The organism is Pseudomonas sp. LBUM1643, from assembly GCF_059716215.1.
The window spans coordinates 3,952,121-3,977,490 of sequence record NZ_CP166813.1; the positions used below are offsets into that span (position 1 = coordinate 3,952,121).

The 25,370-nt window shown below is 58.9% G+C and carries 18 protein-coding genes and 1 pseudogene; 13 read left to right on the forward strand and 6 right to left on the reverse strand.

Features of this window, described 5'->3' with window-relative positions:
- Positions 1-195 precede the first annotated feature (195 nt).
- Together ACA063_RS17705 and ACA063_RS17710 are read left to right on the forward strand one after the other, a co-directional pair.
- Complete coding sequence (locus tag ACA063_RS17705) at positions 196-1,110, forward strand: GGDEF domain-containing protein (protein ID WP_497662714.1); 915 nt, start codon at positions 196-198, stop codon at positions 1,108-1,110.
- A gap of 9 nt (positions 1,111-1,119) precedes the next feature.
- Positions 1,120-2,157 (forward strand): AraC family transcriptional regulator ligand-binding domain-containing protein, encoded by a 1,038-nt coding sequence (locus ACA063_RS17710; protein WP_497662715.1) that lies wholly within the window; start codon positions 1,120-1,122, stop codon positions 2,155-2,157.
- Positions 2,158-2,523: 366 nt separating this feature from the next.
- Here the strand turns inward: ACA063_RS17710 and ACA063_RS17715 are convergent, their stop codons facing one another.
- Positions 2,524-2,964, reverse strand: a complete 441-nt coding sequence (locus ACA063_RS17715; RefSeq protein WP_497662716.1) for a hypothetical protein — start codon at positions 2,962-2,964, stop codon at positions 2,524-2,526.
- A gap of 243 nt (positions 2,965-3,207) precedes the next feature.
- Between ACA063_RS17715 and ACA063_RS17720 the strand changes: the two genes are divergently transcribed.
- From ACA063_RS17720 to ACA063_RS17750, 7 genes are all read left to right on the forward strand, one after another.
- Positions 3,208-4,905, forward strand: coding sequence for a molecular chaperone HscC (locus tag ACA063_RS17720; RefSeq protein WP_497662717.1), 1,698 nt, complete (start codon positions 3,208-3,210; stop codon positions 4,903-4,905).
- Between the two features lie 2 nt (positions 4,906-4,907).
- Complete coding sequence (locus ACA063_RS17725; RefSeq protein WP_497662718.1) at positions 4,908-6,497, forward strand: J domain-containing protein; 1,590 nt, start codon at positions 4,908-4,910, stop codon at positions 6,495-6,497.
- 38 nt (positions 6,498-6,535) lie between these two features.
- A complete protein-coding gene (locus ACA063_RS17730; RefSeq protein ID WP_497662719.1) occupies positions 6,536-7,036 on the forward strand; it encodes an SMI1/KNR4 family protein in 501 nt (166 codons plus the stop codon).
- 40 nt (positions 7,037-7,076) lie between these two features.
- Entirely contained in the window at positions 7,077-7,658 is a 582-nt protein-coding gene (locus ACA063_RS17735) for a hypothetical protein (protein ID WP_497662720.1), read from the forward strand.
- Between the two features lie 33 nt (positions 7,659-7,691).
- Positions 7,692-8,060: a hypothetical protein gene (locus ACA063_RS17740; RefSeq protein WP_497662721.1), complete on the forward strand. Its 369-nt coding sequence runs from the start codon at positions 7,692-7,694 to the stop codon at positions 8,058-8,060.
- Between the two features lie 338 nt (positions 8,061-8,398).
- The gene (locus tag ACA063_RS17745) at positions 8,399-8,941 is read left to right on the forward strand and encodes a CbrC family protein (RefSeq protein ID WP_497662722.1); all 543 of its coding nucleotides are present in this window, start codon (positions 8,399-8,401) and stop codon (positions 8,939-8,941) included.
- A gap of 87 nt (positions 8,942-9,028) precedes the next feature.
- On the forward strand, positions 9,029-9,493 hold the full coding sequence (locus ACA063_RS17750; RefSeq protein WP_497662723.1) for an SMI1/KNR4 family protein: 465 nt from the start codon (positions 9,029-9,031) through the stop codon (positions 9,491-9,493).
- Here the strand turns inward: ACA063_RS17750 and ACA063_RS17755 are convergent.
- Positions 9,452-9,589, reverse strand: a pseudogene (locus ACA063_RS17755) (IS5/IS1182 family transposase); the annotation flags it as partial. The gene ACA063_RS17750 and the pseudogene ACA063_RS17755 overlap by 42 nt on opposite strands.
- 76 nt (positions 9,590-9,665) lie before the next feature.
- On the opposite strand from ACA063_RS17755, the gene ACA063_RS17760 reads away from it, so the two are divergent.
- Positions 9,666-9,938, forward strand: a complete 273-nt coding sequence (locus ACA063_RS17760) for a hypothetical protein (protein ID WP_497662724.1) — start codon at positions 9,666-9,668, stop codon at positions 9,936-9,938.
- Between the two features lie 247 nt (positions 9,939-10,185).
- Here the strand turns inward: ACA063_RS17760 and ACA063_RS17765 are convergent, their stop codons facing one another.
- Positions 10,186-11,181, reverse strand: coding sequence for a GlxA family transcriptional regulator (locus ACA063_RS17765; protein WP_497662725.1), 996 nt, complete (start codon positions 11,179-11,181; stop codon positions 10,186-10,188).
- Positions 11,182-11,351: 170 nt separating this feature from the next.
- Between ACA063_RS17765 and ACA063_RS17770 the strand changes: the two genes are divergently transcribed.
- The 3 genes from ACA063_RS17770 to ACA063_RS17780 all read left to right on the forward strand — a co-directional run bounded on the left by ACA063_RS17770 (position 11,352) and on the right by ACA063_RS17780 (position 22,204).
- Positions 11,352-12,260 (forward strand): MBL fold metallo-hydrolase, encoded by a 909-nt coding sequence (locus tag ACA063_RS17770; protein WP_497662726.1) that lies wholly within the window; start codon positions 11,352-11,354, stop codon positions 12,258-12,260.
- 490 nt (positions 12,261-12,750) lie between these two features.
- Positions 12,751-21,402: a GH36-type glycosyl hydrolase domain-containing protein gene (locus ACA063_RS17775; RefSeq protein WP_497662727.1), complete on the forward strand. Its 8,652-nt coding sequence runs from the start codon at positions 12,751-12,753 to the stop codon at positions 21,400-21,402.
- A gap of 76 nt (positions 21,403-21,478) precedes the next feature.
- On the forward strand, positions 21,479-22,204 hold the full coding sequence (locus ACA063_RS17780; protein WP_497662728.1) for a Crp/Fnr family transcriptional regulator: 726 nt from the start codon (positions 21,479-21,481) through the stop codon (positions 22,202-22,204).
- Between the two features lie 207 nt (positions 22,205-22,411).
- On the opposite strand, the gene ACA063_RS17785 is transcribed toward ACA063_RS17780, so the two are convergent.
- From ACA063_RS17785 to ACA063_RS17795, 3 genes are all read right to left on the reverse strand, one after another.
- Complete coding sequence (locus ACA063_RS17785; protein ID WP_497662729.1) at positions 22,412-22,999, reverse strand: hypothetical protein; 588 nt, start codon at positions 22,997-22,999, stop codon at positions 22,412-22,414.
- Positions 22,992-23,474, reverse strand: coding sequence for a sensor histidine kinase (locus ACA063_RS17790; RefSeq protein WP_497662730.1), 483 nt, complete (start codon positions 23,472-23,474; stop codon positions 22,992-22,994). Before ACA063_RS17790 ends, ACA063_RS17785 begins: the two co-directional genes overlap by 8 nt.
- A 216-nt stretch (positions 23,475-23,690) precedes the next feature.
- Positions 23,691-25,223, reverse strand: a complete 1,533-nt coding sequence (locus ACA063_RS17795; RefSeq protein WP_497666545.1) for an MFS transporter — start codon at positions 25,221-25,223, stop codon at positions 23,691-23,693.
- Positions 25,224-25,370 lie beyond the last annotated feature (147 nt).

Below are 25,370 nucleotides of genomic sequence, written 5' to 3' on the forward strand. Positions count from 1 at the left end.
TTGGATGTGCTGACCCCCTCGTCGGAACGCCGTTCGAAGCACTCGAGCGCTCATGGGAACGCGCGGCGCGGCGCTGAAAAAACAATTCACGGTGAGCTGATTCGACCTCCCCCACCCGTTCGTGCCTCGTCACCCGACTGTCACAAACATCTGCTGTGCTGGCGCGCATCGCTTCCTCATCCAAGGACCGCAGTCATGTTCTCAGTGCTCAAGCCCCACCGTTGGAAACTCACCGCCCTGCTGCTGGCGGCCAACCTCGGGTTGCTGCTGCACCTGGCCTGCGGCGATCTGAAAGCCGTCAGTGAGTGGGTCTGGCTGGACATCATCGGCGAAGGCGGCTCGGCGCTGCTGGCCCTAGTCTGGCTGGGGCTGGTGCTCAAGAGCCGCCCCGCCGGACGGGTCACCAACTACCTGGCGCTTGGGCTCGGTTGCATCTTTTTCTCCTGGTGGATCGACAGCCTCGACGAGTTCATCCGCCTGCCCGACAGCATCACCTGGGACCACTGGCTGGAGTCCGGACCGATGCCGGTCGGCATGATTCTGTTGACCATCGGCATCTATCACTGGCATCGCGAACAACTGGCGATCAGCGCGCAGATGGAGAAACGCGAGCGGCTGTTTCGCGAACATCGACTGTTCGACAAACTCACGCCGCTGGGCAGTGCCGACTACCTCAAACGGCAACTGACCGACAGCCTCGCCGACAGCATCAGGCAACAACAACCGCTGTCACTGCTGGTGCTGGACCTGGACAACTTCGCCTCCATCAACCAGAACTTCGGACACGCCGAGGGCGACGCCGTGCTGCAAGCCCTGAGTCATTTGCTGATGCTCAACTTGCGCCGCCAGGACCTGCTCTGCCGTCTGGCTGGCGACCGTTTTGTGGTGCTGCTGCCCAACACCGGCGAGCGTCAGGCGCAGCTCCTGGCGCAAGAGCTGCAACACGCCGTGCATAGCCTCGCGCATAAGACCCGCCAACATGGCGAGCGCGTGCAACTGGCGGCCAGTACGGCGGTGGTGATGGCCCTGGACGAGACGCCTGAAACCCTTCTCAAGCGCCTCAACCTGGCGCTGGCACGGGCCAAGCAACCACTCGCCAAAAGCGCCTGAGGCCCGGCGATGACCGTCAAAACCACCTGGTACGAAGCCGACAGCCGTTTCATCCCCGGGCATTACCAACCCGCCACCCTGATCGATCTGGCGTTGTCCCGGGACATCGACAGCCATCGCCTGCTACGCGGCACCGGGCTCTTTCATGAAGACATTCTGGCGGGTCAGACTCGCCTCAGCCCGCAGCAGTTTCTTCAACTGATCGGCAATAGCCGGCGCCTGCTGGACGCCGACGACAGCAGTTTCCTGTTCGGCCAGCGATTACTGCCCGGACACTACGGCGCCGTCAGCCACGCCTTGCGCCACGCACAAAACCTGCACCAGGCCCTCGACTCGCTGGTGCAGCAACAGGCATTGCTCAGCCCGTTGGCCACGCCGCGCCTGTTGCTGGATGAGCAGTTCGCCTACGTCTATTGGCTGGACAGTTGCGGCGCGGGCGAGCAATGGCGATTCCTGCTGGAAGCGAGCATGACCTCGCTGGTGGCCATGAGTCAGTGGCTCAGCGGCCGCCGCCTGCCGTGGGTGTGCAGCCTCAGCCATGCCGAGCCGCGGTACGTCGAACAGTATTGGGTGCACCTGGGCGAAGACACCCAGTTCAAACGTCCGCTGGACCTGATGCGCATCCCCCGGGAATACCTCGCCCAACCCTGGCCCAACGCCTCAGCCACCGCCGGCCAGGTCGCCCGCCTGGAAGCCGTGGGGCAAATCGAACAGCTTGGCTTTACCGCGAGCTTCACCGACTGCCTCTACACCTACCTGCTGGAACAGGTGCGCCAACCCCCGAGCCTGGAACAAGCCGCCCAAGCCTTCGCCATGAGCCCCGCCACCCTCAAACGAAAACTGCAAAAACATGACACGGGTTTTCAGCAGCAAGTGGATCGCGTGCGCAAACAGGTGGCGCTGTATCTGTATCAAGTCAAAGGGCTCAGCAATGAGGAAGTGGCGGGCTATCTGAGTTTTAGTGATGCCGCCAACTTTCGTCGGTCATTTAAACGCTGGACGGGTAGTACGCCGAATTTGATTCGGCAGTTGTTTAGTATGGGTTGACTTGCGAGTCACTGGTGCGGACTGCGGGTTCATCGCTTGCGACGGCTTGGCGGATTTTGGTGGGTTCACTCATGGCGAGTCCTGGGGATGATTTGTGGGGCGTTGATTGGAAAACTATAGGGCCTTCGTCGACGTGAGGACATGGGCGCTTGTGACTGCAAATTTTTTGGCCGAGATGCTCTGAGAAATGGGCGAGCGCGCCTGAAGAAGGCGGACCGCTATCGGCCATTTGCTGCCTGTCGATGAAAGAACGGTTGAGTTCACCCTGCGCTCGCTAGTCGGAACGCAAGGAGAGTGCCGAGCAACTCATGGCGCGGGTAAACCAGCGTTCAATTTGAGGTCGGCACGCTTCTCCAGAGCAAGCAGTCAGTAGAGGCCTGTGGCGCTATCAGGTTCGCATACCGGAACCTGATGCGCGCTGACCATGTTGTAGTTAAGCATGAAGCCGACGCCGCCCTCGGACTTCATCACTTCAGCCACCCAGCCAATAGGGTTGATGAACAATGAGTTGTCGTGGTTCAGCACTCCGACAGCCGCAGTGGTCTCATCAAAATCCCAAACCACATCGCCCCAGTGCCAGCCTTGCCCTTCTACGTATTGGCGACCCAGCAACGCTCCAAGTGCAAATATTTCGCCCTCGGGCAGCGTTGTGCCACGCGCTTTGCAATTACGCACCCGCTCCGTAATCGCCGCAACCACATCAACCGAAGCGTGATCCTGAGTAAGGCTCAGTAAGTCGAGCCCCTGATGGCTCAATACTTTGAGCTCCTCTGCCAACTCGGCAGGCACCTTGCTGATCTCAGCCATTTTTATTCCTTCGTTTAAAAAACTGTGTCCAAAATCAATATTGGCACAACGTATTGGCTTTGACTTGTCAGCCTCATCAGCGTGTCGAAGGTTATGTCATGCACCGAGGTCCGGTCCGTTCATCGAACGTGCGAGCATTGAACCTTAATTGGAAAAAGTGATCGCACAATGACTACACATCTGTCTCTGTGGTTCAAGGAAGAACAGGTCCATGAAGTCAAGCCAGGGGAAAGGAACTCATAGATGATTGTCGGAATTGACCTGGGTACCACCAACAGCCTGGTGGCTGTCTGGCATAACGATGCCAGTGTGCTGGTGCCGAACGCCCTAGGTCAGGTGCTGACCCCTTCGGTCGTTGGGCTGGACGACGAAGGCCGGATTCTGGTCGGCCAGGCTGCCCGCGAGCGCTTGCACACCCATTCCACCCTGACCACCGCATTGTTCAAGCGTCATATGGGCAGTGCGCACACCGTGAGACTGGGTATGCAGTCGTTGCGCCCTGAAGAACTGTCGGCACTGGTACTCAAGAGCCTGAAGGAAGATGTCGAGCGTGCCTACGGCGAACCGGTGACCGAGGCGGTCATTAGCGTCCCCGCGTACTTCAGCGATGCGCAGCGCAAGGCAACCCGTATCGCTGGCGAACTGGCCGGGCTGAAAGTCGACAAACTCATCAATGAACCGACCGCTGCCGCGCTGGCCTACGGCTTGCCTCAGCACGGCAAGGAAACCTCGTTCCTGGTCTTCGACCTGGGCGGCGGCACCTTCGACGTATCAGTCCTCGAACTGTTCGACGGAGTCATGGAGGTACGGGCCAGCGCCGGCGACAACTATCTGGGCGGCGAGGATTTCGACCAGGTGCTGGCCGAACGCTTTATTCAGACCCAGCGCGACCAGCCAGGATTTCCGCCGACACCCTCCATTGCCCACGCGTTGCGCCGCGAAGCCGAGCGAGTCCGCCAAGCGCTGGGGCAGGAAACGACGAGTGAGTTTGTGTTGCGGGTGGACGGGCAGCAATGGAAGCACGTCTTTCCGCAGGACGAGATGGCCACATTGTTCGCGCCCTTGCTCGAACGCCTGCGCAATCCGGTTGAACGCGCGCTGCGCGATGCCAGAATTCGCATCAACGAGCTCGACGAAGTACTGCTGGTGGGTGGCACCACACGCATGCCGCTAGTGCGCAAACTAGCCGCGGGGCTGTTTGGCCGCTTCCCCTCCTTCCACATCAACCCTGACGAAGCCGTGGCTCACGGCGCAGCGATACAAGCCGCGCTGAAGTCCCGCAGTGCCGCCCTGGAAGAAGTGGTATTGACCGACGTCTGCTCCTACACCCTGGGTATCTCAACCTCGGTACGGGTGGGCCAACACTATGAGGACGGGCACTACCTACCGATCATCGAGCGCAACAGTACGGTCCCCGTCAGCCGGGTAAAGACCGTGTGTACCGTCCATGAACTGCAGGAAAGCGTGTTGGTGAAGATCTACCAGGGTGAGAGTCGTCTGGTGCGTGACAACATCGCCTTGGGTGAACTGGAGATTCCGGTCCCGGCGAACACGGGTGGCGTCGTCGATCTGGACGTGCGCTTCACCTACGACATCAACGGCATTCTCGAGTGTCAGGTGCGCATCCCCATGACCGGTGAACAGCATGCACTGGTCATCGAAAACAACCCGGGGGTGCTCGGCAGCGAAGAAATTGCCCAGCGCCTGCTCGCACTGGCCGAACTCAAGGTGCACCCCCGCGAACAGCAGATCAATACGGTGCTGGTGGCGCGCCTGGAGCGTTTGTATCAGGAAAGCCTGGGCGAGCTGCGTGAAAAGATCGCCCATTGGGCCAACCTGTTTCAACAAGCACTGGCAAGCCAGGACGAGCGCCTGATCCGCCAGGCTCGCCATGATCTGAGCGGGCGCATCAGTCTGCTCGAATCCGGTGGCGGGTACTGAGCATGGCGTCTGATTTCGATTGCTGGGAGGTCCTTGACCTGCCCGCCCAGTCCGATGAGCGCAGCATCAAGCGCCAATATGCCAAACTGCTCAAGGTCAGACGTCCGGACGAGGATCCTGGCGCCTTCCAGGAGCTGCGTGAAGCCTACGAGCAGGCCTTGCACAGTCTGCGCGAGGGCTGGGACGAGGTCGATCGGGGTACTGCTGACGTTTCACGGCCCACTGGAGAAAACCGGACACACCCGCGCCTGGCGCCCACGCTGTCCCTGCACGAGCAGGCCGTCGGGCTCCTGAGCGGATTTGATGACCGGGCGGTTAATCGGTACTGGACCGAGGCATCGGCCAGAGGCTGCGATGCCGAGTTCGAACGGCTGCTGTTCCAACGTTGCGTGAACGATCCTGAAGCGCATCCGCACCTTCTGACATGGGGCATTGAACAGCGCCAATGGTTGACGCCCTGGCAACGGATCCCCGCCAGTGAATTTGAGCAGCATTGTCTTGCCCGCGCCCTTACGGCAGCGCTTTACCGCAAGCTCGACCAGCACTTGGCAACCGGAGAGGAACAGCGGTTCTTCGACTGTCTGGAACACCACAGCCAACAAGCCTGGCTCGGTGATTTCGCTCGTCGTCAGGCGTTGCAGGTGCATGTCCTCACGCTGTTGTTGAATACCGAGGACTGGTCACCCCCCCTGTTTCAACGGGTGTGTCGATTGTTCGCCTGGGACGTTGAAGCGGCGGTGGTGCCCATTGCCCAAGAGCAGTGGCAAGCGCTGCACCGACGCTGCGAGCAGCAAACCTGGCTTGGCGAACTGCGTTCCTTGATTCAGCAGCGCCAGCCACACCCCAGTGCGCGCGCCAACGCCGCCACGCTGTTCTTGCTGGCGACCCAACCGACGCAGCAGGCGGAGCTGGCTGCAAGTTTCGTCGAGGCTGACTGGCAGGCCTGTGAACAACTGGAAGAGAGCTTTGCCACGCGTTTCCCCGACCTGCTGGGGATGTTCCCCAACCATGATCCCGGGTTCTGGAAGGCACTCATCGGGCACAAGGACTCGCCCCATGGCGTGAAACGTGCGGCCTGCGTCTTGACCCTGACCCTTGCACTGAACAACCTGCCCGGTTCCGGACCCATGCTGACGCTGCTCATGCTGCCTCTCTATGCACTGGGTGGTCTGTTGGCGGCACAGGTCGGCAAATGGCTGCTCAGCCATTGGACCTCCTTGACGGACAACCTGCAGGACCTCGACCAGCGCGCCAGCGCATGGTGTGTACAACACAAACTGACCGCGGATCGTGGTTACCGGGTTATCCGCAATGGCGGCCCGTTACTGGCACTTGCCGTTGTCATCTGGCACTGGCTTGGGGTACTGGGGCTGGCGACTTATCTGATCAACGGGGCGATCGGCCTGCTGCAGCCCGCCAGCGCAGTCCCGGCGGACCGCCAGTACCGCTGGCGAAGGCCACTGCAGGCGATCTATCGGATTGCCGGGCTCAGTCGGCTGCAATGGGTGTTCTGCGTGTCGATGGTGGTTGTGATTGGCTACGTGCAATTGCATATGCCGGGCACCCTGCTCACTCAAGGTCGATTGCGCTAAATATCGTGCGGTTGATTCATCAAATCAGGAGACATGGAATGTTCGAAAACATCAACGTGATGGGCGAACCAAGGGTGCTGTCAACAGACGCCGAAGTCGATCAGGCGCAACATGCGCTGGGTAGCAGATTTCCCACCGGTTACCGTGAATACGTGACGCAATTTGGCGAAGGCATTCTCGGTGGCGTGTACATCAGGATATACCCGCCCCATCAGATATTGCACGGTGAAAACAGCCAGGCCAACTGGCTGGAACGCATTAACCAATACTGGTTCTGGGATGACGACAAAGAACTGATGCCCAAGGAAAAGGCCCTGCAGTGCATCATCATTGGCGACACCTACGACGGTGACGAACTCATCATTCACCCTGGCGATCCTGAGCGCATCTATGTGTTGCCGCGCCATAGCGAAGCCGCGCTGGTTGCCGGCCACGGGCTGGTGGAAGCCATTGAATGGCTGTGCAGTTCAAACATCCTGACAGAAGCCTTTACCGAGCGGGATTTCGAACCGTTTGACAGTCTAGGCGAAGCCTCTTAATGCATCACAGGCCCCGGTAAACGCATTGCAGGAAAACAGGATGGATCACCGGTCGAAGGTGTTTGAAAATTTTGTAGCTCTGTTTAATACATGGCCAAACTCCCTCGGCCAACTGAAATTCAACGAGGCCCCAGCCAATATTTCTGCCATCGCAGAAGTCCCTAAAAGCGGGGTAATGCGCGATTATTTCGAACGGATAGGCTTCTCTGCTCGACCGATGATCGGTGCGGACTTCGGCTTGCAGCTTTACGGTCCCGAGAACTTGGCAAAAGCGCAACAAGGCTGGCATACCATGGAGAACGAAGATCCGGCATGGGGATGGAAGGACGGCTTCACGGTCTTTGCCGATCGAAATGGCGATGTGCTGGTTTTTGATCGCGGCGATGAGCATTCGCCGATCTTCGGCTCGATTCAGAAAAGGTCGTTCAAGGTAGCGGCAGACATACTGTCGTTGATCGGCGCGTTGCAGGCGGGCATATCCGTGCAAGTTCAGGAATTCAACGACGAAACAATCGATGAAGAGCAGAACTACAAACCCGCCTTCCTGCACAGAGTCAGGGAGGTTGTGGGCACCGTTGCAGGTGCAGACGTGGACGGATTCATGAAGTTCTTTTTTGAATAAGTGGGCTAAAAACCCTTCATCTGGTGCATCCGAATGAACGTGCGTTACACAGAAAAAAACCCGCCTGCAGACGTTGAAAAGATCACCCGCACAGCGCAGCAGCTATCCATCAACCCAGGTTCATGGATAACCAGATTCTGGTGGTCCTGCGACGGCGCAATGATCGAAGACCTCGTAAAAATCTATTCGACGGATGAAATAGCCGAGCGTCAACAGACATACGAAATAGCCGAGTACTTCCCCGGGTATCTGTTGATCGGTGATGACTCAGGCGGCCGACTGATACTGGTGGACAGATCTGCGATAGAACGTTTTTATCTGCTGGACTCGGGATGCCCGTCCATCACCGACGGGCTGACCTTTTCATCCATGGATGCCTTGATCAAAGAAGTTGTGGGCTAATCAATTTCGCAAGGACTTCCCGAACCCAGAGGTCTACGGATTCGCGTTGTATTCAGACGCCGCTGCGCGAAGCCTGGCACCGGCCTTTAGTACCAAAGACCACCTGACACATGGTCAGGCTGAAAACCCCACCCTTGAGCGGGCCGGCGAATTCAAATCGTCGCCTGGAGCAACACTCGCACGGGTGAGGTATCGATGTAGATAAAAGGGTATCGAAACACAACCACAATTTGCAATCTGACTGTTGTTACCCCATTGGCCTCAAGTTCAAGGAAGAATACTGCGATGTACGCTAACGCTTCCAGCTCAGGGCATGTCTATGGATCAAGGACCTTTCAATGAATCTGCCACAGTTCACCTACCACCCAGACCCAGTTATAAGCGGCTCGGTACAACCCTCCACAAACACCTGCATCAGCTGCGACCAGGCTCGTGGCTACATCTATGTGGGGCCGGTATACGCCGCTGAAGATTACGAAGCCTGCATCTGTCCCTGGTGCATTGCCGATGGGAGCGTTCACCGACGGCTCGGCGCAACCTTCATTGATGAAGACAGCATTGGACTGGATGCTGAAGAAGAACTCGATGAAGCGCTGGTCGCCGAGTTGAGCCAGCGCACACCCGGTTTTAATGGCTGGCAGCAGGAGCGGTGGTTTACCCATTGCAATGACGCAGGCGCGTTCATCGGCAAGGCAGGCTATGCAGAGCTGCTTGCGTTAGGGGCAGAAGCAATAACTGCCGTACAGGACGCGACGGGGCTGGAGGATGGGCCTCAATGGCACACATTCTTCAGTGCACTGAACAAGGACCACGGCCCTACCGCCTACCTCTTCAGATGCCGCCATTGCTCTGCGTTGGGTGCCTATCAAGACAACCATTGAACGAAAAACCAAGCGCATTGAGTCCGATCCAAGTAGTCATGTGCTTTTGGCTGACTTCGGCCACCGCCAATTTCGAGGGAGTATCGAGTGGATTTACGAACTTTGCTATTAAGCGGCGACTATCAGTATGAAGGCGATGCGCCAGCTGCGGAATCTTCCATCGCAGCCCTAGTCGCCGCAACTCCCGCTTCGTTGCCGTGTGAGTATGTGGAGTTGCTTCGGCTGAGCGACGGCGGCGAAGCACATATGTTGGGACATCCAGGATATGTCCGTATTTGGCCGGCGTTGAAAGCGATCGAGAACAATCGTGATTACGAGGTTGAAAAGTGGTTGCCAGGATTTATTGGGTTTGGCGATAACGGTGGCCCAGAGATGGTCGGGTTCGATACGCGCTCCGGACCACCTTTCCGAGTGTGCTCAATAATGTTTGCTCCAATGGAGTGGGAAGGCGCCATGGGTGAAGTACCCAATTTCGGTATATTTATTCGGCAGTTGCTAAAGCAAGGACAATCAGCAGATCCAGATGAATGCGGCGGCGAGAGCAACGAATGAAGAGAAGCGTTCCGAAAGCTTGTCGTGCCGGGTGGCGATCCGACGAAAATGCTTGATGCGGCAGAAGAAGCGTTCGACCACATAACGCGATAAAAAAAAGCTACACCGCACCGAACACTCCAGATCTATCGTCTACTTTTAGTTAAGCCATTCGTTTTTTTGAGGAAAAAATATGCGAATTGTCATCCCTTCGGTTGCTGTTCTTGCACTGTTCGGCTGTGCGACGAACTCAGGCATCGTTGACCTCGGAGGAGGCAATTATGTTTACGAAAAGGAGGACTCGATGGCCTATAACGGTAGCTCGGTGAAGGTAGAGATACTAAAAGAGGCTGCTGCGTTTTGTAAAAAACAAGGCAAGCAACTTTCTGTACAAAGCTCATCTGCGAAACCTTATGACCCTTACTCTTCGTATGCCGGTGCGGAAGTACAATTTAGCTGCATTTAATCTGCCTGCCCTTCCTAACGAACGCTATGAATGGAGTTGGCTAGAAGCTGGATTAGCCAGCATCACAACATTATTCAACGTCCGCTATGGTCGATTGCAGCCCTCGCGACGGGCAGCAATCGGCCAGAAGCAGCCTCTCGGGATTGATCCCTTTTCACCCAAAAGAGACATACGTCTTGCGCCAAAGCGGCCATACCCATCCATAGATGATACTGATGGCTGACTGTTCACAGGCATGGATGGGCGGTCAATACTCTCTTTTGATTGAGGCGTCCAAAGAGCCTTGTTGGCCTTCACAAAAGAGCCGCCTGTATGCAGAGGGTGACGTGTGCAGCTGGCTTGCAAAGTGTTGACGCAGTGACAGCGCGGTGCCAAAGCCTACCTCGCTCGCAACGCGCTCAATCGACAAATCCGTGGTTTCCAGTAACTGCTGTGCCCTCGCAATACGCTCGGCAGCCAGCCACTTGACGAAGGTGGTGCCCGTAGCCTCACGAAACCGTCGGGTGAAGGTTCTCCGGCTCATGCGCGCTATGTCGGCCAATACATCCAGCGACAGCGGCTCCGACAAATGCTCGCGTGCCCACTCCAGCACGCCGGGTAAACGGTTCTCGCTGGGCAGTGCAGGCACCGGCTGCTCTATGTATTGCGCTTGTCCCCCCTGGCGGTGCGGTGGAGTCACCAGCAGCCTCGCCACGCGGTTGGCAACGTCAGCACCATGGCGCTGACGCACAAGGTTCAAGCAGCAGTCAATCGCCGCAACCGTCCCTGCAGACGTAATGACGTTGGCGTCGTCCACATAAAGCACGTCAGGGAGAAAGTTCGCCAGCGGAAAGCGCTTGGCGAAGAGGTCGCGGCAGGCCCAATGGGTCGTCGCGCGCCGCCCGTCCAATAAGCCTGCATCACCCAGCACGAAGGCGCCCAGGCACAGGCCGACCACCTGGGCACCGCGAGCGTGGGCTTTGCGCAGGGCGTTCGACAGGACAGCGGGGGCAACGTTTTCGGGATGGTTCCAAGCAGGAACGATGACAAGGTCGGCATCCTCCATGGCGTCGAGGCCGCCAGGCACCTCAATCTCCATGCCTTGGTCGCAACGAACACGGCCAGGCGTCGGCGCGCAGTACCGCACTTCGTACGGAGGCAGTCCGCTGGGTGCCGGCGCCACGCCGAACACGATGCCAGGCACCGAGAGGTGAAAGAGGCTGACACCTTCGAAAGCAAGCACTGCGACACGGACGGGCTGCATGGAGCCTCCAGAAACAAGTGAACAAAAAAAAAAAAAAAATGGCCCAATTATACCTATCAATGTCATTTGGGCCAATGGTGCAAAATCCTGCCGATCCGCAAAATTGACCTCACCGCACAAACGAAACCTCTATTGCGCGCAATCAGCAAATTATTGAAAAGGAAAACCCCATGAAAGTCTTGAACCCTTTGCACAGCGGCATTGCCCTGAGTGGCATCGCTATGCTCCTCGCCTGCGGCACCGCCTACTCTGGCACCAGCGACCCGGCAGCGTCCACGTCTGTGGCGAACGCAGTCCAAGTCCAGCAAATTCGCAACGCTACCGTCAAGATCGACTTCTCTGGCACCACGTTTCTGGTCGATCCCATGCTCTCAGCCAAGGGTGGGTTCCCAGGCTTTCCAGGTACCTACCGTAGTGAATTGCGCAACCCATTGGTAGACCTGCCTTTCTCGGTTGATGAGGTGTTGAACAGCGTCGAAGCCGTCGTAGTGACCCACACCCACACGGACCACTGGGATGAAGCTGCGCAAAAGCAGATTCCCAAGAACATGCCTGTGTTTGTGCAAAACGAAGTCGATGCCAAAACAATTCGGGGTCAAGGCTTTAAGGATGTGCGTGTCCTCAAGGGCACAACCACGTTCAACGGCGTGAAGCTGAGCAAGACCGGCGGCCAGCACGGCAGTGATTTGTGGTTTGCAGACCCTGAACGTGCTGAAGCGATGGGCCCCGTCATGGGCGTCGTGTTTTCTGCTCCCAAAGCCAAAACGGTCTATGTCGCCGGCGACACCGTATGGCGCCCGGAAGTGGATCGAGCATTGAAGCAGCACAAGCCAGACGTGGTGATCCTGAACACGGGCAACGCTCTCATGAGCGGTTTTGAGGAGCATCCCATCATCATGGGCAAGCAAGACACACTGCAAGCCACCAAGGCAGCGCCTAATGCGGCCATCGTTGCCGTACACATGGATGTCGTGAACCACATGTCGCTCGGCCGTAAGGAATTACGCGCTTTTGTGCAAGAAAACAAAATTCAGGATCGGGTTATGATTCCTGAGGATGGTGAGTCCATGAAGTTCTGATGAAACAAGGCTGCCTAAAAATTTAGGCAGCCTCTCAGACTCTACAAATGACTTCATCGACCAAACACCTCAAGACTGCTTACATTGCCTGATACGGCATGACCACTTCCCTGCGTTCATTGCTCTGTCTCGGGGTCCGCACAAGTTTTAAAAGTGACGAGAAACCGACGGCCCAAAAGTCTGCTTTTGGCGATGCTGGAGGTCAGGTCAGAAGGTCCGGTTGTGGCCGTTTACTACCGGTACTGACCGGCAGCTATGGGTCGTTTTCTGCCTCTCGCGACGGGCTGAAATCGGCCAAAAGCAGTCACTCCAGACAGCGCTACGAACGAACGCGCGCTATGTTCGCCAGCGAACAGACGAACAGCCCTCCAAGTCAGCACACTCAAGCTGAAAAGCTACGTCCTCCCAGCGCTGCTCGGTACTGCAGCTATGCGTTGGTGCACCTATAAAAAGTACGCAATTGTATGATGCGATTCAGGCTCAGGACCTTATGAACAGCATATGGACACGCCTACAGAAGGTACTTTACCGCTGGCCCGGCGCATGGCGAACCCGTCTGTTTCCCCCACCTCGATTCAAATACGAGCCAATTTTGCGCTCGGAGCTTTTCAGTGCCGATCAGATGGCCAGTCACGGCATCGCCCTGGCCGGGCAGCATCGCCTGACAACGCTGTCCGCAAAGGATTCGATGCTACACAGGCTCGATGATAACGAGGAGCTGCTCAAACGCAGCAGCACGGCGTTGGCCAACGCGCAAGTGTCCAGCCGACGAGTAACGCCGGCGGCGGAATGGCTGCTGGACAATTACTATTTGATCGAGGAAAACATTCGCACCGCCCGAACGCACCTGCCCAAAGGTTATAGCCGTGAGTTGCCACGCCTGATCAATGGCCCGTCGGCAGGGCTGCCTCGCGTCTATGACATCGCGCTGGAGACCATCTCCCACGGCGACGGTCGAGTCGATGAGGAAAGCCTGAGCCGCTTCATTTTTTCCTATCAGACCGTGATGCCTCTGGCGCTGGGCGAACTGTGGGCGATACCGATCATGCTGCGACTGGCGTTGATCGAAAACCTGCGGCGAGTGGCCTCCAGGGTCATGGCCAACGCCAACGAGCGCAATCTGGCCGATGACTGGGCCGAACACCTGATCGAAACCTCGGAACGAGACATCAAAAGCGTGGTGCTGACCGTTGCCGACATGGCCCGCTCCGCACCGCCGATGACTGCCGCCTTTGTCGCCGAATTCACCCGCCGCCTGCAGGGCCAGAGCGCAGCGCTGGCCCTGGCGCTGAACTGGATGGAGCAGACGCTGAGTGAGACAGGCTCCAGCATCGAACGCCAGGTGCAGCTCGATGCGCAACAACAGGCAGCGGATCAGGTGTCGATTGGTAACAGCATCGGCAGTTTGCGCCTCCTGTCCGCCACGGACTGGCGCGAGTTCGTCGAGTCTTTGAGTCATGTCGAGCAGATTCTCACTGAAGACCCGGCAGAAATTTACCTGGCGATGGATTTCAGTACCCGCGACAGCTACCGGCATGTCATAGAACGCCTTGCCCGAAGAAGTCCCCAGCACTCGGAAATCCAGGTTGCCCGCGCCGCGATCCAGCTTGCCGCGGCCGGAACCGCTTCATTCCCCTGCGAGTTGCTGGCCCGCCATGTCGGGTATTACCTGATCAGCGCAGGGCTGCCGACGCTGGAGCTACGACTCAAGGCCAGGGTGCCGCTTCATGAGCGCTGGAAACGGTTGTTGCAGCAGTCGCCGCTGATGTTTTATCTAGCGCCGGTGGCTGTTCTGACGCTCATCTTCGCCTGGCCTTTACTGGCCTCCGCGCAGCGCGACGGGATGCCCGATGTGGCGCTTCTGATGATGGCGATTCCCTGCCTGATCATGACCAGCCGACTGGCGATCAGCCTGATCAACTGGTTGGTGACATTCAGTTTGTTGCCGACGACGCTGCCGAAAATGGATTTTGCCAACGGTATTCCCGATTGCGCGCGAAGCCTGGTGGTGATTCCGACGCTGATCGCCAGCCTGGCCGATGTGGACGAACTGGTGGAAGGTCTTGAAGTGCGGTTTCTCGCCAACCGCGACAGCAACCTGTATTTCGCGTTGCTCAGTGATTTTCTGGATGCGCCTGAAGAGGCTCAGCCGCAAGACGCCGAACTGCTCACACAGGCCTCCCGTGCAATCACCCTGCTCAACCGAAAATACGAGGACGGACTCAGCGACCGATTTTTTCTACTGCATCGGCCGCGTCGCTGGAACGCCAGCGAACGCGTGTGGATGGGCCACGAGCGCAAACGCGGCAAGCTGATTGAACTCAACGCCCTGTTGCGTGGCCATGGAGAGGAGCGCTTCAACGCCATCGTCGGCGACATCAGGCCATTGCGCGGGGTGCGATACGTGATCACGCTGGACACCGACACCCTGCTGCCGCGCGATGTCGCTCGCCAATGTGTGGCGGCCATGATGCACCCGTTGAATCGTCCGTTGTTCGACAGTGACGGTGAGCAGATCATTTCCGGCTACGCAGTGTTGCAACCGCGAGTGGGCATCAGCCTGACCAGCGCCACGCGTTCGATCTACGCCAGGCTGTTTGGAAGTGATGCCGGCGTCGATCCCTACACTCGGACAATATCCGACGTTTATCAGGACCTGTTCCACCAAGGTTCCTTCATAGGCAAGGGCATCTACGACGTGGACGCGTTCACCTGCGCCTTGGAAGGTTGCTTGCCGGATAACCAGATTCTCAGCCACGACCTGATCGAAGGGTGTTATGCACGATCCGGCCTGCTCAGCGACGTGCAAGTCTACGAGCAGTATCCCTCGCGTTACGGTGCCGATGTCAAACGACGGCATCGCTGGGTTCGCGGCGACTGGCAACTGCTGCCGTGGACATTGCCCTGGGCGCGCAACGCCGACGGCAAGTGGGTGCGCAACAGGCTGAGCGTCATGGCACGATGGAAGATTCTGGACAATCTGCGACGTAGCCTGGAACCGCTGGCGCTGTTGCTGATGTTCGCATGGGGCTGGTTTGCCAGCAGTCAGCCAATGAACTGGACCCTGACAGTCATCGGGTTGATGGTGATTCAACCGTTGCTGCGAGCGTTGACCGATCTGATGCAGCCCCCCGTTGTTAATGTGCCGTATGGACAATACCTCAGGGCTCTGCTGGGTGATTTGGCACAAGACCTCGCCCGGGCAGGTCTGACGCTCGCCTGGCTGCCCTTCGAGATGTTCTACAGCGCTGACGCCATCCTGCGCTCGCTCTGGCGAATCGGCTTCAGCAGACGCCGGCTGTTGCAATGGCAGCCCTCGCGCGAGGTGGAGCGCACCACCGAAAACCAGCTGCCCGGCCTCTATCGCCAGATGTGGATCGAGCCCGTGTCGGCCCTGATCTCACTGGCGCTGCTGGTGAAGGATCCCCAGACGCTGGCCATCGCCAGTCCGCTGCTGCTGTCTTGGTTAGCGGGCCCCTGGATCGCTTGGTGGCTCAGTTCGGCACCCAAGCAGTCGGTGTTCGCACCGTCGACGGATGATTTGCGCTTCCTGAGGTTGCTGGCGCGCAAGACCTGGGCGTTCTTCGATCAATACGTCGGGCCCGAGGATCACTGGCTGCCACCGGATAACGTGCAGGAAGAACCCAGACCTGCCATTGCCCATCGCACCTCGCCGACCAATTTGGGCATGTCACTGCTCGCCCACCTGGCCGCTCACGATTTCGCCTACCTGAGCACTGAACGACTGCTGTCCCGGCTTGCGGCATCACTTGAAAGCATGGACGGTCTGGAGCGTTATCGGCAGCATTTCTATAACTGGTACGACACGCAGACCCTCGAGCCGCTGCGTCCGCATTACGTCTCCACCGTCGACAGCGGCAACCTGGCAGGCCTGCTGCTGACCTTGAGCACCGGCATTGCGAAGCTGGCAGACGCCCCGATGTTCGGCCCTGCCGTGATCAATGGCCTGCGCGATACCCTGGATATCCTTGCAGATGCCCAACGCGCCTCGGGGGCGGATGAATACGCCCTGCCATTGAGGAAAGGCCTTGAACCGGTCACGCAAATTGCGAACCCTGATGCGCTGGCAGACCTGCTGCAGACGGCTCGCGTCATGGTCACCAGCCAGCCAGCGGACATCGACGAAGAAAGCCTCTACTGGCGAGAAGCGTTCATCCGTCAATGCATCGACTGGACAGAAGAACTGCAGCGTTATCGCCTCCCTGCCCCCTCGGTCACGATTGAATCGCCTCGCACCTTGCGTCAACTGGCCGACCTGAACCCCGCCGACTGGGCCGCCGAGCATCATCCTGAGATCGAGCGGGTCCGCAGTGGCGCCGCGCAGCGTCTGGAAACCCTGAAGCGTGTGGCGTTATTGGCGACGACGTTGGCGCAGATGGATTTTTCGCTGCTTTACGACAATCAGCGTGACCTGTTTGTCATCGGTTACAACGCCGAGGAACGCAGGCTCGACACCGGTTACTACGACCTGCTGGCGTCCGAGGTGCGGCTGACCAATTACGTGGCCATCGCTCAAGGACAAATCCCCCAACGCGCCTGGTTCACCTTGGGAAGGCTGCTGAGTGAAAACGCCGGCGTACCGACGTTACTGTCCTGGTCGGGTTCGATGTTCGAATACCTGATGCCCATGCTGGTGATGCCCAACTTCGAGGGCAGTCTGCTGGACCAGACTTGCCGCGCCGCCGTGTCGGTGCAGATCGAACAGGGCAACAGGCTGGGTATTCCCTGGGGCGTTTCGGAGTCGGGTTACTCCACCGTCGACGCGCACTTCAATTATCAATACCGCGCCTTTGGCGTTCAGGCCCTGGGGCTCCAACGCGGGCTGAGCAATGACGTCGTGATAGCGCCCTACGCCAGCGTCCTGGCGTTGATGGTCGATGCCGATGCGGCCTGCAAGAACCTGCAACGCCTCGCCCTGCAGGGCTCCGCTGGACGTTTCGGTCTGTATGAAGCCGTGGATTACACCGAGGCCCGCTTACCGCGCGGCCAACACTTCGTCGTAGTCCGGTCGTTCATGGCTCACCACCAGGGCATGAGCATGCTGGCCTTGACCAGCCGACTGCTCGATCAACCCATGCAACAGCGATTTGAGGCCGACCCGGCGCTGCGATCAGCCCTGCTGCTGCTACAGGAACGGGTGCCGAAATCCGCCGCGCCGTACCTGCAGACCGCACAATCACCAGTACTCGGCGATGTCGGCCAAGGCCAGGATACGGGGCTTCGGGTGTTCTCCGATCCGGGGCGCAAGCGTCCGGCCGTGCAGTTGCTCTCCAACGGTCGCTACCACGTCATGCTGACCAGCGGCGGCGGTGGTTACAGCCGCCGTCATGAAATGGCGATCACCCGTTGGCAGGAGGACACCTCACAGGACAATTGGGGGATGTTCTGCTACCTGCGCGACGTCCAGAGCAACACGGTCTGGTCGGCGGCGCATCAACCGACGATGCATCAACCCGAGAGCCACGAGGCGATTTTCTGCGATTCCCGTGCAGAGTTCCGTGCGCGCAACCTGGATTTCGACACGCATATGGAGATTGTTGTCTCGCCTGAAGACGACATCGAACTGCGCCGCCTGCATGTCACCAACCGAGCATCATCGGCCAAGACACTGGAGATCACCACTTACGCCGAAGTGGTGCTGACAACCCCGGTCAGCGACGCGATGCACCCGGCGTTCAGCAAGCTGTTCGTGCAGACCGAATTACTGCCTGCGCTTCAGGCCATAGTCTGTAGCCGCCGCCCCCGGGCGAGCGATGAACCGACACCGTGGATGTGCCACTTGCTGGCGGCACACGGGGTGGACATCGATGCGATCTCGTACGAAACCGATCGCGCCCGGTTCATCGGCCGAGGACGCAGCCTTGTGTCACCTGCCGCCCTTGATGCCGATTGCCAGCGCTTGTCAGGCAGTGCAGGCCCGGTGCTCGACCCGGTGATCGCGATTCGCTGCAGGATTACCCTGCAACCCGGACAACAGGCCACCATCGACCTGGTCACCGGTGTCGCTGACAGCCGTGATGACTGCCTTTACCTCATCAACAAATACCGCGACCGCCACCTCGCCGACCGCGTGTTCGATCTGTCCTGGACCCATAGCCAGGTGCTTCTGCGTCAGCTCAACGCCTCGTTGTCCGATGCCCGTCTGTTCGAGCAGATGGCCTCGTCATTGCTTTACGCGAACGCCTCGATGCGCGCCAACCATGCGGTGCTGATTGCCAATCGCCGCAATCAGTCGGGGCTGTGGGGGCAGGCCATTTCTGGCGACCTGCCCATCGTGTTGCTGCAAATCCAGAGCCTGGACAACATCGCCCTCGTGCAGCAATTGATTCAGGCCCACGCCTACTGGCGGCAAAAAGGGTTGGTGGTCGATTTGTTGATCTGGAACGAAGATCAGGCGGGTTATCGCCAGCAACTGCAAGACGCGATCCTGGGCCTTATCACCTCAGGCAGTGAAGCCACTCTACTGGATCGTCCGGGCGGGATTTTCGTGCGCCCCGCGCAGCAGATATCGAATGAAGATCGCGTGCTGTTCCTATCGGTTGCCAGGCTGGTGCTGAGCGAAGATCTGGGCAGCCTGGCGGAACAGATTCATCGCCGCAAAGTATCACCGGTGCACGCGCCGTTTGTGGCGACCCGGCAATTTCAGGCTCGGCCCGCATTGGTACGACCGAACCGTCCCTTCCTGCTGTTGAGCAACGAATATGGCGGCTTCAGCGCCGATGGCGGTGAGTACATCATCACCGGGCTCGCGCCCGATCCGACACCCGCGCCCTGGGTCAACGTGATCGCCAATGCACACCTCGGCACGGTGGTCTCGGAAGCTGGCAGTGCCTATACCTGGGCCGAAAACGCCCATGAATTTCGCCTGACGCCCTGGCACAACGATCCGGTCACCGATCGCAGCGGCGAAGCCATTTACCTGCGTGATGAAGAGACCGGGCACTTCTGGTCTGCAGCGCCTCAACCCTGCCCCGGACAAGGCCCGTACCAGACCCGTCACGGTTTCGGTTACAGCGTATTCGAGCATGAAGAAGACGGCATTTACAGCGAGCTGTGGATCTACGTGGCGCTGGATGCGCCAATCAAATTCTCTCGGCTAGTGTTGAGCAACCGCTCGGGACGCCGCCGGTCATTGTCGGTCACCGGGTATGTGGAATGGGTGCTGGGCGATCTGCGCAGCAAATCGGCGATGCACGTGGTCAGCCAATCGGATCCCTCCAGCGGGGCCTTCTTCGCCCGCAACGCCTATTCGTTGGAGTTTTCCGAGCGGGTGGCGTTCTTTGACACCGACACGATCGATCACGGTGTCAGCGGTGACCGTACTGAATTCATCGGCCGCAATGGCACCCTCGCCTCACCGGCAGCGATGCAGCATGCCGGTCTGTCCGGGCGCATGGGCGGTGGTCTGGACCCTTGTGCCGCCCTGCAAGTGTCGATCGACCTCGGCGAGGGCGATACCCGGGAAGTCATTCTGCGCCTGGGGGCAGCGTCTTCCAGTAACGCCGCCACCCAGCTGGTGCAGCGTTATCGGGGCAGCCTGGTGGCCGCCGAGGAATTGCATAAAGTACGGGAACACTGGCGCTCATTGCTCGGGGCGATTCGTATTGAAACGGGGGCGCCTGAGGTCGACGTCATGGTCAACGGCTGGTTGATGTATCAGGTCATCGCGTGCCGTTTCGAAGCCCGAAGCGGCTACTACCAGTCGGGTGGCGCCATCGGTTTTCGCGATCAGTTACAGGACAGCATGGCGATGATCCATGCCGATCCGGCAGCCGTGCGCGCGCACCTGTTGCTGTGCGCCAGCCATCAGTATGAGGAAGGCGATGTGCAACACTGGTGGCACCCGCCGATGAATCGAGGGGTCCGCACCGCTTGCTCCGACGACTTTTTGTGGCTGGTGGCCGCCACCAACCGCTATGTCGAAATGACCGCGGATGTGGGTGTACTGGAAGAGGACGCCGGGTATCTGGAAGGACGCCAACTGGTGGCCGGCGAAGAGTCCTACTATGACCTCCCCGGTGTATCGCCCCTGCGAGAGTCCCTGTATCAACATTGCGTGCGAGCCATCGAACACAGCCTGCGCCGCGGTCATCACGGATTGCCGCTGATGGGCTCTGGTGACTGGAACGACGGCATGAATCGCGTCGGCCACCTGGGTGCGGGTGAAAGTGTCTGGCTGGGCTTCTTCAGCTATCAGGTGCTGGAGCAATTTGCAGTGACCGCTCGCCTGCACGGTGATCACGCATTTGCCAAACGCTGCAACGACAGCGCGGTGACACTGCAACGCAACCTCGACCAGACTGCCTGGGACGGCGCCTGGTATCGCCGTGCCTGGTTCGATGACGGACAAATGCTCGGCTCGGCGAGCAATGAAGAATGTCGTATCGATTCCATTGCTCAAAGCTGGTCAGTGCTCTCGGGGGCCGGCTCTGCCGTCCGCCAGATCAAGGCCATGCAGGCATTGGATGAGCATCTGATCAAACGTGACATCCGCGCCGTGCTGCTGCTGGATCCCCCGTTTGACAAGGGCGCCCTGGATCCCGGCTACATCAAGGGCTACGTGCCTGGCGTGCGCGAGAACGGAGGTCAGTACACGCATGCTGCCGTTTGGACGGGTATGGCTTTTGCACAGTTGGGTGAAGCCGGCAAAGCCTGGGAACTGTTGAATCTGATCAACCCCGCCACCCCTGCCAACAACGCTAAAATCGACACCTATAAGGTCGAGCCTTATGTCATGGCGGCGGATGTCTACGGCGCGGCGCCCCATGCCGGTCGAGGTGGCTGGACCTGGTACACCGGTTCAGCGGGCTGGATGTACCGGCTGATAGTCGAGTCGTTATTGGGCGTACAACGCAGCGGCCGCACGCTCAGAATCGAACCGCTGATACCCGTCGACTGGCCGGGCTTTATCTTGCACTACCGCTTCGGCAAAACCCTTTACCACTTTGATGTGCGTCAGGGCAGTTCGACCTTCACCTCCATGACACTCGATGGCCAGCCATTGATTAACGCTGCGCTGATACTTGATGACGGAGGTCTGGAGCATTGGGTGCGGGTAGATTGTCGCGCCCGGTCGCCCAGGCCTCAGGCGCTGGAATACGAACATGCCGCCGATGAATAGACATTGATCACCAGCCTTGGCATGCATGGGAGTACCCTGAGCCGGTACACCCCTGTTCCGCCACGGATGCTCTGTCATGCTTGCCTCGCCCAATCCAAGCCACAATCATTTACTGGCGGCACTCCCGGCCGTCGACCTCCAGCGTCTTGCTCCGCACCTGGAGCAGGTAAGTCTGGCGCTGGGCCATGTGCTATATGAACCGGGGGACACCTTGCGACACGTTTACTTTCCGACCGACGCCATCGTTTCCCTGCTGCATGTCACGGAAAACGGCTCGTCAGCGGAAATCGCCGTGGTCGGAAACGAGGGTTTGATCGGCATTGCGCTATTCATGGGCGGCGAAAGCACCTCCAGTCGGGCGGTGGTGCAAAGTGCCGGAATTGCCTTTCGCCTGCCAGGGCAACAGCTCAAGAAAGAGTTCAACCGGCATGGCGATCTGCTTCTGCTGATGCTGCGTTACACCCAGGCGCTGATCACGCAGATGTCACAGACCGCCCTGTGCAATCGCCATCATTCAATCGATCAGCAATTGTGTCGATGGCTGCTGTTGTCGCTGGATCGTCTGCATGGCAATCACCTGAACATGACCCAGGAGCTGATCGCCAACATGCTGGGCGTGCGCCGAGAAGGCGTCACGGAAGCGGCTGGCAAACTGCAGCGTCAAGGCGTCATCGAGTACAGCCGAGGCCAGATCACGGTTCTGGATAGAGCGCGCCTTGAACGACTCAGCTGCGAGTGTTACCTCGTGGTCAAGACCGAAACCGATCGGCTGTTGCATTACACCCGTCGTCAAGACGAGTGAAGCGTTCGAATTGAATGCCGGCAGCAATACCGGCTGTCCCTTAAACCTGTCGACGAGCGGATAGTGCGCCCGCTAACCTCGCATAAGGATGCTCGTTGCGGGTTCGCCGTTGCGGTTCGCGACCGCTGAACGAAGGGGGGCGCAACTGCACAGTTACAATACTTGATGGACACCGCCACTCGGGCTTCAGCAATCTCGGCAATGCATTCAACAGATAACGAGGCGATGCACGGCTTGGCGATGAATATGGGATTTACCAGAAGAATGGATGATCAGCAGGGGCCGCAGATTCTTCAACAGCAGCGGACGCGGGGAAATCGTTTCGATATCAGTGAATGGATAGAAATTCACGAACTTGACTTCACTGGTCAAGGCGCGGTTTTGCGTCAGTTCCAACGTACTGCCATGAGGGATACGGATGCCGCGTGGCGTGCGATAGAAGTCCCAAAATTCGCGAGTTACCGGGTCGGTTTCCTTGCCAGGCTGCGCAGGCAGATAGTTCGGAAATTGCAATGTTCCGGTAGAGAACTCGTCATAGCGTTGCTCGGCGGCTTTGGCGAGCATGGCCTGGCGTTGCTCGACAGTCACTGAGTGCCTTAGACCCTGATGGGGAACAGCGCCCATGTCGTACATGCTGACGGTGGCCACGGCTTTCAAACGCAGATCCATCTTGGCCGCACTGATGGCGAAGCCACCGCTGCCACAGATACCCAGTCCGCCGATACGGTTGCGATCGATAAAGTCTCGCGTGCCAAGGTAGGCAACGGCGCCACTTAACGAGGTAACGTTAGGCAATCGGCACCTTTACGAGAAAAGTGGTGCCTTGCTCCAAATCAGAAATAACGTCGATGGATCCTTTATGTGAGGAGACGATTTCTGAAGCAATAAAAAGGCCCAAGCCCAGCCCCTCTGAAGGGGTGTGATCGACAATCGAATGTTGCGAAAACCGCCCCATGGGATTGAAGATAAACGGCAGTATATCCTCTGGTATTGGCTCGCCGCCATTCTTGACGCTAAAGAGCGCGAAGCCGTCAGAGGCCGCTAACTCAACCAGTATAGGAGACTGGGCTTCCCCGTGTTGTACAGCATTGCTGATTATGTTGGAGAACACTTGCTCCATACGTGGCCCATCAAATCTGCCTACGATCGGAGCCTTCGCTGTGAACACCACACTGGCTTCAGGATGAAACGCGCGGATTTCTTCGACGATGCGTACGCATAGCGGCGACAGGTCTAATTCTACTGTTTTGACGGGAATTCCTGGGCCCATTTGGCAACGTGTTAGATCTAACAAATCGCCGTAAGCGTCCGGCGAACACGGCTCGGCGAGTCAATAACACATGTCTCCAGCGTGGGCACGGAGAACTCCGGGTAGCCTTCCATTGGGGTGATGAAACCGAAGATGGGCCGAGCCTTCCCCGCTGGATACCCGCGCATAGCCGATGCTATGTGCGGTCGGGGGGCCGAGAGCCTGTCCCAATCGGATTTATGCCGCGGCTCCCACTTCTTCATGCGCACGCGATCGACCCAGCAAAGCGAACACTAGCAGCGCAGTCAGTGCCGAAGATGCAGCCAGGATGTACAAGACCCAGCGGAATGCCCGGTCGTAGGTCGCCAGCAGCAAGACGCGCTCGCCGCTGACAAGGGCACTGGCATGCGCCAGATCGCCGAGCGCGGCGCGATTGGCGGCCTCGATCACAACGGCTGGATCGGCCGCGGCTAAAGTGCCGAGCAATCCGCCCTGAATTAAGAACGCCAGCATCGCGCCCGCCACCGCGATGGCAATCCCATCGGCCGAAACACGCACGCAGTTGAAGATGCCGGTCGCCATACCTGCACGTTCTGTCTCCACCACGCTCACGGCCATGCCATCCATCAGCCCCCAAGGCAGGCCAATGCCTGCGCCGATCAACGCCAGCGGCGCTACCAGCGCAGGGCCGGCCCCGCCGGACAACACCTGACCCACCCAGACCAGTCCGGCCGCCACCAGCAGCAGCCCGACGCCAGACAGCATGCCGGAGGTGAACCAGCGCGACAACAACGCGGTAAGGAACGGCACGACCAGCAGCGGCGCAGCTAGGGCGATCATCATTTGGCCCGCTTCCAATGCGCTCAGTCCGTCGATTCCGATGAAGCGGCCCGGCAGCATCACGATCAGTGTGACAAAGAAGAAGGCCGGCGATGCGGCCAACACCTGCACACCGACGAAGCGCCCACTGCCGAATAACGAAAGGTCGAGCATCGGGCGCGCGACACGGCGTTCGATGCGTACAAATGCGATGAATAGCACGACTGAGGCCAATAACGTGCCGAGCACCGAAGCGCTGCGCCAGCCTTCTTCCGGCGCCAGCAGGATGCCGTAGGTGAACAAGCTCAGCGCGGCGGTGAAGCTGAGGGCGCCGGGCCAGTCCAGGCCGGTAGAGTCTGGGTCTCGGGACTCTGTGGCGCTGACCCACACCAGCAGGAAACCGGCCACGCCGATCAGCGCCGTCGCCAGGAACACCCAGCGCCAGCCCGCCACCTCCACCAGCCAGCCTGCCGCCAGCGGGCCGAAGGCCAGGCCGATGCCAAACGTGGTGCCGAGCAGGCTGAACACACGTGTACGGATCGGGCCGTGGAAGGTCTGTGCCAGCGAGGACATGGCGCCCGCGAAGGCGGCTGCGCCGCCCAGCCCTTGCGCCAGGCGCAGCCCGTCGATCCAGCCGACCGTCGGCGCCAGCGGGATTAAGAACGTTATCAGCACGAATAGCGCCAGGCCGACCAGCCACACGCGCTTGCGGCCATAGGTGTCGGTCAGGCTGCCGGCCGCCATCATGGCGCTACCGTAGGTCAGGATGTAGCCGTTGACCACCCAGTTCAGTTGCACCGCCGTCCCGCCCAGTTCCTGACTGATGGACGGCAGCACGACGGCCGGCCCGGTGAAGCACAGCGGGATCAGGATGCCGGTAAGGCAGGCGGCAAGCAGTTGCAGCAAGTCGCGTCCGGTGGTACCGCTTGTGGCGGTCAGGGCTTGTGTCATGGGAAACATCCGCAAAGAGTCATTAGAGGGTCAGGCAGGCGTCCCATATCTCGAAAGCCAAGACAGCCGCATCCAACCTGTGCAGCCGTCAGAGTAAGTGCGGGCTCGATTAAGAAAAATGGGCTAAGGTTCCGAACATATCGGACA